This is a genomic window from Streptomyces sp. NPDC001822, assembly GCF_042892135.1.
Taxonomy (GTDB): Bacteria; Actinomycetota; Actinomycetes; order Streptomycetales; family Streptomycetaceae; genus Streptomyces.
In genome coordinates this window covers 1-13,932 of sequence record NZ_JBIATW010000012.1, presented here as the reverse complement: position 1 = coordinate 13,932, position 13,932 = coordinate 1, and the positions used below count along the sequence as shown (strand labels likewise).

Sequence of the window (13,932 nt, the reverse complement as noted above, 5' to 3'; positions counted from 1 at the left end):
TCCCGACGGCCGCAGGCGGTGGAGGGGCTAGCCGCGTGGAAGACGCACGACGCTGTGGGCCCTGACGCGTGTATGTGTTGAGGGGAAGTGTAGTCATGCGGCCGGGCGTCGGCAGCGCCCTGATGGAAAGGTCACCCGCACGGGGTTGGACGGTCTGCACAGACGTACGGCGCGTTCCCGCCACCCGTCCCTCCCCCGCGGTGACACGGGGTGAGAAGGGCCGTGCGCGGCCGGGGGCGGACCCTCGCGGGCCCGCCCCCGGCCGGGAACTCAGGCTTCCTCGTTGTCGACCCAGCTCATGAGCTTGCGGAGCTCCCTGCCGGTGGTCTCCAGCAGGTGGTCGCTGTCGGCCTTCTTGTACTCGTTGTACTTGGGCAGACCGTTGTGGTATTCGGCCATCCACGCCTTGGCGAAGGTGCCGTCCTGGATCTCGGCGAGGACCTTCTTCATCTCGGCCTTGGTGGCGTCCGTGATGATGCGGGGGCCGGTGACGTAGTCGCCCCACTCGGCGGTCTCGGAGATGGACCAGCGCATCTTCTCCAGGCCGCCCTCGTACATGAGGTCCACGATGAGCTTCAGCTCGTGCAGGCACTCGAAGTAGGCGATCTCCGGCTGGTAACCGGCCTCGGTCAGGGTCTCGAACCCGGCCTTGACCAGAGCGGCGGTGCCACCGCAGAGAACGGCCTGCTCACCGAACAGGTCGGTCTCGGTCTCCTCGGTGAAGGTCGTCTTGATGACGCCGGCGCGGGTGCCGCCGATCCCCTTCGCGTAGGACAGGGCGAGCTCCAGGCCCTTGCCCGAGGCGTCCTGCTCGACGGCCACGATGCACGGGACGCCGCGGCCTTCCTCGTACTGACGGCGGACCAGGTGGCCAGGGCCCTTCGGGGCGACCATGCAGACGTCGACGTTGGCCGGCGGCTTGATGAAGTCGAAGCGGATGTTCAGACCGTGGCCGAAGAACAGCGCGTCGCCGTCCTTGAGGTTGTCCTTGACGGACTCCTCGTAGACCTGGGCCTGGATCGGGTCCGGGACGAGGATCATGATGACGTCGGCCTCGGCCGCGGCCTCGGCCGGGGTGACCACGCGCAGGCCCTGCTCCTCGGCCTTGGCCTTGGACTTCGAACCCTCGTGCAGACCGACACGGACGTCGACACCCGAGTCACGCAGCGACAGCGCGTGGGCGTGGCCCTGGCTGCCGTAGCCGAGGACCGCGACCTTGCGGCCCTGGATGATGGACAGGTCGGCATCGTCGTCGTAGAACAGCTCGGCCACTGGGTCTTCTCCTTGGTGTGCAGGTGTTGCGTCCCACCGTACGGCGGGGTGCGTGGATACGTTGCGGGGTCTCGCCATGCGAGCGGCGAGCCGACCCGTGAAGGGTTACGCCGTGCGGTCGAGTGCGCGCAGAGAACGGTCGGTGATCGAGCGCGCGCCGCGCCCTATGGCGATGGTGCCGGACTGGACGAGCTCCTTGATGCCGAACTGCTCCAGCATCTTGAGCATCGCCTCCAGCTTGTCGGCGCCCCCGGTCGCCTCGATCGTGACGGCCTCGGGCGAGACGTCGACGGTCTTGGCGCGGAACAGCTGGACGATCTCGACGATCTGGGAGCGGGTCTCGTTGTCGGCGCGGACCTTCACCAGGACGAGCTCGCGCTGGATCGCCGCGGCGGGCTCGAGTTCGACGATCTTCAGCACGTTGACCAGCTTGTTGAGCTGCTTGGTCACCTGCTCCAGGGGCAGGCCCTCGACGTTCACGACGATGGTGATGCGTGAGATGTCGGGGTGTTCGGTGGTACCGACCGCGAGCGAGTCGATGTTGAAGCCGCGCCGGGAGAACAGGGCCGTGATCCGGGCGAGGACACCCGGCTTGTTCTCGACCAGGACGGAGAGCGTGTGCTTGGTGGACATGGAGTCGGTCTCTCTCTGTCTCTCAGTCGTCTTCGTTGTCGCCGAAGTCGGGACGGACACCGCGCGCCGCCATGACCTCGTCGTTGGAGGTTCCGGCGGCGACCATCGGCCACACCATCGCGTCCTCGTGGACGATGAAGTCGATGACGACCGGACGGTCGTTGATCGCGTTGGCCTCGGCGATGACCTTGTCCAGGTCGGCCGGGTCCTCGCAGCGGATCGCGTGGCAGCCCATGGCCTCGGACAGCTTGACGAAGTCCGGGACGCGGGTGCCCTTGGCGGGGACGCCGTCCGGGTCCGCGCCGGTGTGCAGCACGGTGTTGGAGTAGCGCTGGTTGTAGAAGAGGGTCTGCCACTGGCGGACCATCCCGAGCGCGCCGTTGTTGATGATGGCGACCTTGATCGGGATGTTGTTGAGGGCGCAGGTGGTGAGTTCCTGGTTGGTCATCTGGAAGCAGCCGTCGCCGTCGATCGCCCAGACGGCGCGCTCCGGCATGCCGGCCTTGGCGCCCATCGCCGCCGGGACGGCGTAGCCCATGGTCCCGGCGCCGCCGGAGTTGAGCCAGGTCGCCGGCTGCTCGTACTGGATGAAGTGCGAGGCCCACATCTGGTGCTGGCCGACGCCCGCGGCGAAGATCGTGCCGTCGGGGGCGAGTTCACCGATGCGCTGGATGACCTGCTGCGGCGAGAGGCTGCCGTCCTCGGGCAGGTCGTAGCCGACGGGATAGGTCTCGCGCCAGCGGTCGAGATCCTTCCACCAGGCCGCGTACCGCTCCTGGGCGGAGATGCCGGGTGTGCCGGTGGTGTGCTCCGCCTGGACCGCCTGGACGAGGTCGGCGATGACCTCCCGGGCGTCCCCGACGATCGGGACGTCGGCGGCGCGGTTCTTGCCGATCTCGGCGGGGTCGATGTCGGCGTGGACGATCTTGGCGTACGGCGCGAAGCTGTCGAGCTTGCCGGTGACCCGGTCGTCGAACCTGGCGCCAAGCGCGACGATCAGGTCGGCCTTCTGCAGGGCGGTGACGGCGGTGACCGAACCGTGCATGCCGGGCATTCCCACGTGCAGCGGGTGGCTGTCGGGGAAGGCGCCGAGCGCCATCAGGGTGGTGGTGACGGGGGCTCCGGTGAGCTCCGCCAGGACCTTCAGCTCGGCGGTGGCGCCGGCCTTGAGGACGCCGCCGCCGACGTACAGCACCGGGCGCTGGGCCTGTGTGATCAGCCTGGCGGCCTCGCGGATCTGCTTGGCGTGCGGCTTGGTGACCGGACGGTAGCCGGGCAGGTCCATCGTGGGCGGCCAGCTGAAGGTCGTCTTCGCCTGCAGGGCGTCCTTGGCGATGTCGACGAGGACGGGGCCCGGGCGGCCGGTCGAGGCGATGTGGAAGGCCTCGGCGATGGTGTGCGCGATGTCCTCGGCGCGGGTGACCAGGAAGTTGTGCTTCGTGATCGGCATGGTGATGCCGCAGATGTCGGCTTCCTGGAAGGCGTCCGTACCGATGGCGGCGGAGGCCACCTGGCCGGTGATCGCGACCATCGGCACCGAGTCCATCGCGGCGTCGGCGATCGGGGTGACCAGGTTCGTGGCGCCGGGACCCGAGGTGACCATGCAGACCCCGACCTTGCCGGTGGCCTGCGCGTAGCCGGTGGCCGCGTGGCCCGCACCCTGCTCGTGGCGGACCAGGATGTGCCGGACGCGGGTGGAGTCCATCAGCGGGTCGTACGCCGGGAGGATGCAGCCGCCGGGGAGCCCGAACACGGTGTCGGCCCCGACCTCCTCGAGAGAACGGATGAGGGACTGCGCGCCCGTGAGGTGCTCAACGGAGGCGGAGGACGGTCCGCCGTTACGGGCCCGCGGCTGCGGGTGCTGGGCCCCGGTGGCCTGCTCGGTCATCGGCATCTCTTCTCGAAGCTGAGGGTTTATGCGGTGTGTTTGTGGGGTTTTGAGAGGTCCCGGTGCAACAAAAAACCCCTCGTGCCGTGAGGCAAGCGAGGGGAGCGCGCCGGTGCGGTCTGCAGGGTTTCCATGAGTGACCCGCTTCAGCCGACGCGCTTTCCAAGTACGAGAATTCGGGTGCGCATGGCATTGACCCTCTCTCCGGCACGCGTGCGGTGTCAAGTGGGTGGGACGGCCGTCTCATTATGTGAGCGGGTCTGGAGCGGAATCGCGCCGCCCGCGAGCACCGGCCGAGCGGCCTGGCCGAGGCCCGGGACGGGGTACTTCCCGCGGACCAGCGTCCGCCGCAGGCGGTATTCGTCCAGTGGTCCGGCGAAGGCCATGCCCTGGCCGTGTGTGCACCCCATGGCGCGCAGGGCCCGCACCTGCTCGGGCACGTCCACCCCGTCGGCCACGGACTGCATGCCGAGGTCGCCGGCGATCCGCAGCAGCCCGCTGGTGATCTTGTGGAGTCTCGCCGACTCGACCACGCCCTCCACCAGGCAGCGGTCCAGCTTCAGCACGTCGACGGGGAGGCGGCGCAGGGCGTTGACGGCGGCGTACCCGCTGCCGAAGCCGTCGAGCGCGATCCGCACGCCGAGGCGGCGCAGGGACACCAGCCGCTGCTCCAGCTCGTCGAAGGAGATCCGGGGGTCGCTGTCGGCCACCTCGATCATCAGGGCGCCGGAGGGGAGCCCGTACCGCGTCAGGAGCGCCTCGACCGATCCCGGGGGGAGGGTCCGGTCCAGCAGCCTGGCGGCCGGGACCCGCACGCAGACGGAGACGGCGTGCCCGGCACCGGCCCGGTCGGCGGCCTGCTCGACGGCCTCCTCCAGGAGCCAGGCGCTCAGCTCGGCGGCGCGCTCGCCGTCCTCGGGCGCCCTGAGGAACTCCGCGGGGGTGAAGAGGATGCCCTGGGAGGACCGCCACCGCGCCTGGGCGGCGACGGCCGCGACCGTCCCGGTGGCCAGGTGGACGACGGGCTGGTGCAGCAGGGCGAACTCGCCGTCGCGCAGGGCGGTGCGGGTCCTCGCGGCCAGCTCCGACCGGCGCACCACGTCGGCCTGCATCTGGGGGGCGTACAGCTCGACCCGGTCCTTGCCGCCCGCCTTCGCCCGGTACATGGCGAGGTCGGCGTTGCGCATGAGGTCCTTGGGCGTGATGGAGGGCTCGGCGAAGGCGACGCCGATGGAGGCGGCGACCCTGACGTCCCCGGTGCCGATCCGGTACGGCTGGGAGAGCCTCAGGCGCAGCCGCTCGGCGATCTCGTGGACCTGGCATTCCCTCGCGGCCTGGTCGCGGGTGCCGTCACCGACGATGAGGGCGGCGAACTCGTCGCCGCCCAGGCGCGCCGCCGTGTCGGAGGTGCGCACGGACTCCTGGAGCCTGCGGGCCGCCTGGATCAGCAGCTCGTCGCCCGCCTGGTGCCCGATGGAGTCGTTGACGGCCTTGAAGCCGTCCAGGTCGATGAAGAGCACCGCCGTGCCGGGATCGCCGGTTCTCCGGCCGCCGAGCGCCCGGCCGACCCGGGCGGTGAAGAGGGACCGGTTGGGCAGGTCGGTGAGAGGGTCGTGCTCGGCGTTGTGCTGCAACTGCGCCTGGAGCCTGACCCGCTCGGTGACGTCCCGGCTGTTGAGGAGCAGGCCGCCCTCGTGCCGGTTGACCGTCGACTCGACGTGCAGCCAGTCCCCCGCACCCGAACGGAAGCGGCACTCGATGCGGGTGGTGCGCGCGTCGCGCGACGGGGCGGCGAGGAAGCGCCGCAGCTCGTGGACCACTCCCCCGAGGTCGTCGGGGTGGATGATCGACGCCAGCTCCGCGCCGACGAGGTCCTCGGCATCACGTCCGTACACCCCGGCCGCCGCGGGGCTGACGTAGCGCAGCACCCCGCTCGGCTCGGCGATCATGATGACGTCGCTGGAGCCCTGGACCAGGGAACGGAAGTAGTTCTCCTTCTGGGCCAGTTCGTGGGTGAGGGCGATGTTGTCGAGGAGCATGATGGCCTGCCGCAGCACCAGGGCCAGCACCACGGTGCAGCCGGTGAGGACCACGACACGGTCGACCCGGCGGCCCTCGACCACGTTGTACAGGATGCCGAGGGTGCACACCGCCGCGGCGAGGTACGGAGTCAGCGCCGCCAGCGAACCCGCGATGGGACGGCTCACGGCCCGCGGTTCCGGGGCGGGGCCGACAGCGTTGTCCTCCCCGTGGCGACGGGCCCCCCAGGGCGCGTAGGCGAGGAGCAGGGAGCCGGCGAACCACCCGGCGTCCAGGAGCTGTCCGGAGTGGTACGCCGAGCGCAGCAGCGGGGCGGTGAACAGCGCGTCGCACACCACGGTCAGGGCGAGGCCCGCGATGGCCGTGTTCACCGCGGAGCGGTTCACGTTGACCCGCCGGAAGTGCAGTGCGAGGACCATGGAGACCAGCACGATGTCGAGCAGGGGATAGGCGAGGGAGAGTGCCGCCCTCGCGACGCTCTCACCCGCCGCGTTCACGACGTGTGCCGTGTGGGCGAGCGCGAGGCTCCAGGAGAGCGTCAGCAGGGACCCGCCGATCAGCCAGGCGTCCAGCACCAGGCAGACCCAGCCCGCCCTGGTGACCGGCCGCTTGGCGAGGACGAGCAGTCCGACGATCGCGGGCGGCGCGAAACAGAGGAAGAAGAGGTCGGCGAGCGAGGGCGAGGGCACCGTGCGCCCCAGCACCACCTCGTACCACCCCCAGACCGCGTTGCCGCCCGCCGCCATCGCGGAGGAGAGGGAGAAGAGGAGCCAGGCCGGCCGGAACCGGATGTCGGCGGCGCGGGCGTAGAGGAAGCAGGAGACGGCGGCGACCAGGGCCGCCGCGCTCAGTCCGAAGTCGCCCATGAACAGTGCGAGCCGGGGCGATCCCCAGCCGACGGCGGCCCCCACCCCGTAACCGGCGCAGAGGGCGGCGAGGGCGAGCTGGGCGCGCAGTCCCGCGGTGCGGTCGGCGGCGGGCTGCCGGGAGAGCAGGGCGCCGAGGGCGCTCACCGGGGAACTCCGCGGGCGGGCCCGGGCACCCTCGGTACCGGCCGCTCCCGTCGGCCCCTCAGCGTCGGATCGTCTCTCCACTGGCCGCACATCGCCCGTCGCCCCCTCGCGTTCGGCTCACCCCCGGCGCCGTCCCTTCCACGACGCAGCCCTGTTGTGGACGATACACCAGAGTCGTCACTCAGGGACATACCTTCTCTACTCTCCGTGACCACCAGGGGTGTTGTGGCAACTCGGTGCGGTCGAGCCCCTCCCGTCGCGTGGTCAGCCGGTCGTGAGCACCAGGTTGGCGAGCGGCTCCCCCGCCGCGTACCGGGTGAGCTGTCCGGCCAGCAGCCGCTTGGCACGGGGCAGGAACGCCGAGGTGCTGCCGCCCACATGGGGAGTGAGCAACGTGTGGGGAGCATGCCAGAGGGGATGGCCGGCGGGCAGGGGTTCGGGGTCGGTGACGTCGAGCGCGGCACGCAGGCGTCCGGACTCGAGTTCGGACAGCAGGGCTGCGGTGTCGACGACACCTCCCCTGGCGACGTTCACGAGCAGCGCGCCGTCACGCATCGAGGCGAGGAACTCGGGTCCCACCAGCCCTCGCGTGGAAGGGTTCAGCGGGGTGGACAGAATGACGACGTCGGCCTCGGGCAGCAGCGCGGGAAGGTCCTCGATCGCGTGTACGGGACCGCGCCCGGTGGTCCGTGCCGAGCGCGCGACGCGCACCACCCGCGCACACTCGAAGGGTTCGAGCCGGTCCTCGATGGCGGCGCCGATCGATCCGTACCCCACCACGAGGACGGACTTGTCGGCGAGCGCCGGGTAGAAGCCCGACCGCCACTCCTCCGCGTCCTGGCCGCGCACGAAGCCGGGGAACCCGCGGAGCGAGGCGAGGACCAGCGCCAGTGCCAGCTCGGCGGTCGAAGCCTCGTGCACCCCCCTGGCGTTGCACAGCCGCACCCCCGAGCGCAGCAGCCCGAGCCCGGGCTCGACGTGGTCGATGCCCGCCGAGAGGGTCTGGACGACCCTGACCCGGTCCATCGCCCCGAGCGGGCGGATCGCGACCTCCGGTCCCTTCATGTAGGGGACGACGTAGAAGGCACAGTCGGCGGGGTCCGCCGGATAGTCCGGACCACCGTCCCAGAAGCGGTAGTCGAGGCCCTCGGGGAGTCCGTCGATCTCATGGGCGGCGAAGGGCAGCCATATGTCATTGGCGGTTGCGGAGGTCATGGTCAGGAGGCTATGCGAAGACGTCGCGGCGGCAGAGGTTACTTTGGGGTGCTGGTGGTCCCATGATCGCGCAGCCTAGGGAGGGTTCGGGGAGTTGGAGCGCAGGACTATCGGTGCGGCGGCCTTGTCCGTGGGTGCGGTCGGGCTGGGCTGTATGCCGATGAGCTGGGCCTACAGCACGTCGCAGCAGCGTGGCGACCGCTCGGTGCGGACGGTGCTCGCCGCACTGGACGCGGGCGTCCAACTGCTCGACACCGCCGACATGTACGGCCCGTTCACCAATGAACTGCTGCTCGGGAGGGCGCTCAAGGGCCGCAGGTCCGAGGCGTTCCTCTCGACCAAGTGCGGGCTGCTCGTGGGGGACCAGCACGTCGTGGCCAACGGCCGCCCGGGATACGTGCGCCGGGCCTGTGACGCCTCCCTCAGGAGGCTGCAGACCGATGTGATCGACCTCTACCAGCTGCACAGGGCGGATCCCGAGGTCCCGGTGGAGGAGACCTGGGGCGCGATGGCGGATCTGGTCACCGCGGGCAAGGTGCGGGCGCTCGGGCTCTGCGCGGTGGGTGCCCGGGCCGGCCGGAGGCCCGGTGCGCGGACGCACGACGGAACGATCCGGCAGCTGGAGCGGGTGCAGCAGGTCTTTCCCGTCAGCGCCGTCCAGGCCGAGGTCTCCGTCTGGTCGCCCCAGGCGCTGGACGACCTGCTGCCGTGGTGTGCGGCGCGGGGCGTGGGCGTGCTGGCCGCGATGCCGCTGGGCAGCGGCTATCTGACGGGAACGCTCAAGCCGGGCCAGGGGTTCGAACCGGACGACCCGCGGGCCAGACACCCCCGGTTCACCTCGGAGATGATGGCGGCCAACCAGCCGGTCGTGGCGGGGCTGCGCCGGGTCGCGGAACGGCACGGCGCCACTCCCGCGCAGGTGGCGCTGGCCTGGGTCCTGCGGCAGGGCCGCCACGTGGTGCCCGTGCCGGGAGCGAAGCGTGAGGAGTGGGTGGTGGAGAACGCCGCGGCGGCCGGACTCGCGCTCACGGACCGCGACCTCCAGGAGATCGCCGGGCTGCCGCGGGCCCGCGGGTCGTGGGACTGAGTCGTGGGTCCCGCTCGTGGGTCCGGTCCGCCGGCGGGACAATCGGCGGAGATCGGGAACCTCCGCGGACGGAGCGGTGTAAGAACAGTAGTCGTGCGACCGTCGAAAGGATCGGTGCTGTGCTGAGTCCCGTGCTGCGCAAAGGGGTGGTGGCCCTGCTCGCCTCGGCCTCCCTGTTGCTGTCCGCCTGCTCGTCCTCCGGCGGCCCGGCGGCCGGTGAGGGTGCTCCCACCGCGTCCGCGACGGGCACCGCGACCGCTCCCTCCGCCTCGGACAGTCCTTCACCCGATCTGCCGCCCGCCAAGGGCTCGGTCGAGGTGGTGAAGACGTTCACCACCGGCCTCGCGTCCCCCTGGGGCCTGGCCACCCTGCCGGGCGGAGACCTGCTGGTGGCGTCGCGCGACGACGCGACCATCACGCGGATCGACGGGGACAGCGGGCGGAAGACCCTGCTGGGTTCGGTGCCCGGGGTCGCCCCGTCGGGTGAGGGCGGCCTCCTGGGCCTCGCCGTCGCCCCCACCTTCGGCGCGGACCACCTGATCTACGCCTACTTCACCACCGAGTCGGACAACCGCATCGCCCGCATGCAGTACGACGAGAAGAAGCCCCCCGGCCAACAGCTGGGGGCGCCGGACACCATCGTGCGGGGCATCCCGAAGGGCTCCATCCACAACGGCGGGCGGATCGCGTTCGGCCCGGACCGCATGCTGTACGCGGGCACCGGCGAGACGGGCGACACGGGTCTCGCCCAGGACAAGTCCTCGCTCGCCGGGAAGATCCTGCGGATGACCCCGGACGGCGAGCCGGTGCACGGCAACCCGGAGGGCGATTCGCTGGTGTACTCCTACGGCCACCGCAATGTGCAGGGGCTCGCCTGGGACGGCCGAAAGCAGCTCTGGGCGGCGGAGTTCGGCCAGAACACCTGGGACGAGCTGAACCGGATCGAGCCGGGCCGGAACTACGGATGGCCGGAGGTGGAGGGCAAGAAGGGCGAGGCGGGGTTCGTGGACCCGGTGGCCCAGTGGAAGACGTCCGAGGCCTCCCCCAGTGGCATCGCGTATGCCGAGGGGTCCATCTGGATGGCGGGGCTGCGCGGCGAGCGGCTCTGGCGGATCCCCCTCTCCGGCAAGCCCGGCGAAGAGCCTCTGGCGGCACCCCAGGCGTTCCTCGACGGGAAGTACGGCCGGCTGCGCACGGTCCTCGCGGCGGGGGGTGACACCCTCTGGCTGGTCACGAGCAACACGGACGGCCGCGGGACACCGAAGCCCGGTGACGACCGGATCCTGCTCCTCAAGGTGCGGTAGCCGCCCGGCCGGGCGGTGTCGCCAGGCGTTGTCGCCGGGCGACTGCCGGTGGTCAGCCGACCGTGTACAGCCGGAAGCGGTGGGCCAGCGCGGCCGCTTCCCCGCGGCTTGAGACGCTCAGCTTGGCCAGGATGTTGGAGACGTGCACGCTCGCGGTCTTCGGCGAGATGTACAGCTCCTCCGCGATCCTGCGGTTGGTGTAGCCGGCCGCGACCAGCCGGTGCACCTCCCGCTCCCGCGAGGTGAGCCCGAACGACTCGACCGCGTCGACCGCCGGAGCCGCTTCCTCCGCGCGTACGTCCACTGCTCGCGGCTCGTCGGCTCCGGGCGGCGCGGCGAGCGCGATCCGGGCCCGGCCGGCCAGCAGTTCGACGTTCTCCACGAGCGGTCGCGCGTCGAGGGCCACGGCCACCGCGTGGGCCTCGCGCAGGAGGCGGGCCGCCGGTTCCCTGTCGCCGGATGCGGTGAGAATCGCCTCCGCCCAGCGGTGACGGATCTGGGCGGTCTCGTAGGGGCGCTGGAGCGGGGCGAAAGCCGTGGCGGCCCGGCACCAGTGGTCCGGGGTGTCCGCCCCCTCCGCTCTGGCCAGTTCCGCTTCGATCAGCACGCCGTAGCCCGCCCACACGGGGACGAGCATGGGGAGCTGCTTCAGATGGCCACGGATCCGCGCCAGGACGGCCGGCCGTCCCGAGTCGGTGGCCGGCAGCCCCCGTGCGTCCGCCTCCATGGTCGCGGCGGCGTACAGCAGCGGGAGGGAGTAGCGCTGGGTGCCCGGGGGGAGCCCGGCCTCCGACTGCGCCTCGAAGGCGGCGCGCGCCTCGGGGAGCCGGCCCCGCTGTGCCGCGAGGGTCATGGCCTGCCGGACCGGGCCGATCAGGTGTTGCGGCTGGGGGTCGTGCAGCCCGATGTGCCGCCGGTTGGCCGCCAGGTGCTCCGCGGCCTCCTCGAAGTCGCCGCGGGCCAGGGCCAGATCGGTGCGGTGCGACGCGACCAGGCCGTTGGACTTGCGGGACCGGGCGAGCGGGGCCGCCGCGTCGAGGGCCCTGCGGCATTCCTCCCAGCGCCCCAGCGAGAAGTACGACTGTGCCTGGTTCGCCCTCGCCCAGGCCTCGGACTCGGGGAGCCCGTGCCGATGACAGATGTCGATGCCGTGCTCGGCCGCCTCCACGGATTCGAGGGAGCGGCCGGTGGATTCGAGGGAGGAGGGCAGGTTGATGCTGGTGCGGCTCATCACGCCCACCAGGCGCAGTTCCTCGGCCCGTGCCCGGACGGCGTACATCTCGGCGATGCCCTCCTCGACGGCACCCGCGTCGATGGTGAGCCAGCCGCGGGTGAGCCGGGCGTGGAGTTCGATGTACTCCTCGCCCACCAGTCGGGCGTACTCCACGGCACGGTCCGCGGCCACCAGCGTCTCGGCACCGGGCCGGTGCAGGGCGCCCCAGCTGGCGACGGCGGCCAGGACGTCCGCGTGCACGGCGGACGGCTGCAGCCCTCGCACCAGGTCCTGGGCGGTGGCGAGTTCCTGCCATCCGTCGCCCCTGGAGAGCGTCTGCATCAGCAGGGAGCGCTGCACCCAGAACCACGCGGCCCGCAGGGGATCGTTCTCGCCGTCCAGGACGCGCAGCGCCTTCTTCGCGATGGCCAGGGAGCGTTCGCGGTCGCCGCTGATGCGGGCGGCGACGGTGGCCTCCGCCATCAGGTCGAGGTAGCGCAGCGGGTTCGTCCCCGGCTCGCAGCCGCAGCCGGGGTAGACCTCGGCGTAGTCCAGGGGCCGCAGGGTCGCCCGCACCGTGTCCGGGACGTCGTCCCACAGCTCCATGGCCCGTTCCAGCAGGCGCAGTTGTTCGGAGTAGGCGAAGCGTCGTCTGGCCGCGACGGCCGCCCGCAGCACGGCGGGCAGGGCCTTGACCGCGTCGTGAGCGGCGTGCCAGTAGCTGGCGAGGCGGGCGGCGCGCTCCTCGGCCCGCACGAGCGACGGGTCCGCCTCCAGTGCTTCGGCGTAGCGGCGGTTGAGGCGGGTGCGTTCGCCGGGCAGCAGGTCGTCGCTGACGGCCTCGCGCACGAGGGAGTGCCGGAAGCGGTAGCCGTCGCTGTCGGGTGCGGGCAGCAGGAGATTGGCGCCCACGGCGGACCGCAGGGCCTCGTCCAAGTCGTCCTCGGTGAGCTGTGCGACGGCGGCGAGGAGGGGGTGTTCCACCGTGGAGCCGCCTTCGGCGACGATCCGGGCGATCCGCTGCGCGTTCTCGGGCAGCGCCTCCACGCGCACGAGGAGAAGGTCCCGGAGCGAGTCGGAGAGCCCGGAGCTGTCACCGCAGCATTCGATGCTGCGGGCGAGCTCCTCGACGAAGAAGGCGTTGCCGTCGGAGCGTTCGAAGATGTCGTCGACGAGTTCGGCGTCCGGCACGGTCGCGAGGATCCCGGTGAGCTGCCGCCTCACCTCGGCACGGCTGAACCGGTCGAGTTCGATGCGCCGGACCGTGCGGAGCCTGTCGAGTTCGGCGAGCAGCGGCCGGAGGGGGTGGCGCCGGTGGACGTCGTCGGCACGGTAGGTCCCGACCACGACCAGCCTGCCGCTGCGCAGGGTGCGGAAGAGATAGGCGAGCAGATGGCGTGTGGAGGCGTCCGCCCAGTGCAGGTCCTCCAGGACGAGCACGACCGTGCACTCCGCGGAGAGACGCTCCAGCAGCCGGGCCGCGAGTTCGAAGAGCCGGGCGGTGCCGTGCTCGTCGTCGGGCGCCCGGTCGGCCTCGCCCAGTTCGGGCAGCAGCCGGGCGAGTTCACCCTCCTGTCCCGCCAGTGCCTCGGTCAGCTCGTCGGGCAACGCCCGGCGCAGGGCGCGCAGGGCCGTGGAGACCGGTGCGTACGGCAGACCGTCGGCACCGATCTCCACACATCCGCCGACCGCCACGACGGCCTCGCGGCGGCGGGCCGCCGCGAGGAACTCCTCGACCAGCCGGGTCTTGCCGACCCCGGCCTCGCCGCCGACGAGGAGCGCCTGCGGCTCACCGGCGGCGGCTCGGGTCAACGTGCTGGTGAGCGCGGCGAGTTCACCGGTCCGGCCGACGAAGACGGGGCTGACGGTGTTGGTCTCCACGTCGCCGAGCATCGCATACGCGTGTGACTTCGCGAGAGGAGTTTTCCGCTGGGCATACACCGCTACGCGGCGCGGCCGAACCGGCCCCGTTCGTCTCCCACCCGCCCTTCGGCTTCGTCCCGTCCTGTGCGACGGGCCGAGCGCCGGGCGGCGCGGCGGGCGAGGACGGCCTGGCGGACGGTGCGCTGCTCCTCGGCCCGGTGGAGCAGTTCCCCGACGGCGAGCTGGTGGAGTTCGTAGTGGTACATGATCGTCTCCCTGACGTGGAACGAGAGTGGTGGGGGGGGGGGGGGGGGGGGGCCGGCCCCCCCCCCGGCGGGGGGGGGGGGGGCGGGGGGGGCGGGGGGGGAGTGGGGGCCGGGGGGGGGGGGGGGGGGCGCGGGGCG

At 71.7% G+C, this 13,932-nt stretch carries 9 protein-coding genes; 2 read left to right on the top strand and 7 right to left on the bottom strand.

The genetic code is table 11. The annotated features are described in order from the left end of the window. Positions 1–270 precede the first annotated feature (270 nt). From ilvC to ACFYY2_RS25205, 5 genes are all read right to left on the bottom strand, one after another. Entirely contained in the window at positions 271–1,272 is a 1,002-nt protein-coding gene (ilvC, locus tag ACFYY2_RS25225) for a ketol-acid reductoisomerase (RefSeq protein WP_388746645.1), read from the bottom strand. Between the two features lie 105 nt (positions 1,273–1,377). Beyond that, positions 1,378–1,905 (bottom strand): acetolactate synthase small subunit, encoded by a 528-nt coding sequence (gene ilvN, locus ACFYY2_RS25220; RefSeq protein ID WP_388746642.1) that lies wholly within the window; start codon positions 1,903–1,905, stop codon positions 1,378–1,380. A 22-nt stretch (positions 1,906–1,927) separates the two neighbouring features. Next, positions 1,928–3,799: an acetolactate synthase large subunit gene (locus ACFYY2_RS25215; protein ID WP_388746639.1), complete on the bottom strand. Its 1,872-nt coding sequence runs from the start codon at positions 3,797–3,799 to the stop codon at positions 1,928–1,930. Between the two features lie 215 nt (positions 3,800–4,014). Continuing rightward, a complete protein-coding gene (locus ACFYY2_RS25210) occupies positions 4,015–6,846 on the bottom strand; it encodes a putative bifunctional diguanylate cyclase/phosphodiesterase (RefSeq protein WP_388746636.1) in 2,832 nt (943 codons plus the stop codon). Between the two features lie 264 nt (positions 6,847–7,110). Continuing rightward, complete coding sequence (locus ACFYY2_RS25205; protein ID WP_388746633.1) at positions 7,111–8,061, bottom strand: 2-hydroxyacid dehydrogenase; 951 nt, start codon at positions 8,059–8,061, stop codon at positions 7,111–7,113. 130 nt (positions 8,062–8,191) lie between these two features. On the opposite strand from ACFYY2_RS25205, the gene ACFYY2_RS25200 reads away from it, so the two are divergent. Together ACFYY2_RS25200 and ACFYY2_RS25195 are read left to right on the top strand one after the other, a co-directional pair. Next, a complete protein-coding gene (locus ACFYY2_RS25200) occupies positions 8,192–9,148 on the top strand; it encodes an aldo/keto reductase (RefSeq protein WP_388747097.1) in 957 nt (318 codons plus the stop codon). 119 nt (positions 9,149–9,267) lie between these two features. Next, the gene (locus ACFYY2_RS25195) at positions 9,268–10,452 is read left to right on the top strand and encodes a PQQ-dependent sugar dehydrogenase (protein WP_388746630.1); all 1,185 of its coding nucleotides are present in this window, start codon (positions 9,268–9,270) and stop codon (positions 10,450–10,452) included. A 52-nt stretch (positions 10,453–10,504) separates the two neighbouring features. Here the strand turns inward: ACFYY2_RS25195 and ACFYY2_RS25190 are convergent, their stop codons facing one another. Both ACFYY2_RS25190 and ACFYY2_RS25185 read right to left on the bottom strand, forming a co-directional pair. Next, the gene (locus ACFYY2_RS25190; protein ID WP_388746627.1) at positions 10,505–13,558 is read right to left on the bottom strand and encodes an AAA family ATPase; all 3,054 of its coding nucleotides are present in this window, start codon (positions 13,556–13,558) and stop codon (positions 10,505–10,507) included. A gap of 50 nt (positions 13,559–13,608) precedes the next feature. Further along, positions 13,609–13,794: a hypothetical protein gene (locus ACFYY2_RS25185; protein ID WP_388746624.1), complete on the bottom strand. Its 186-nt coding sequence runs from the start codon at positions 13,792–13,794 to the stop codon at positions 13,609–13,611. Positions 13,795–13,932 lie beyond the last annotated feature (138 nt).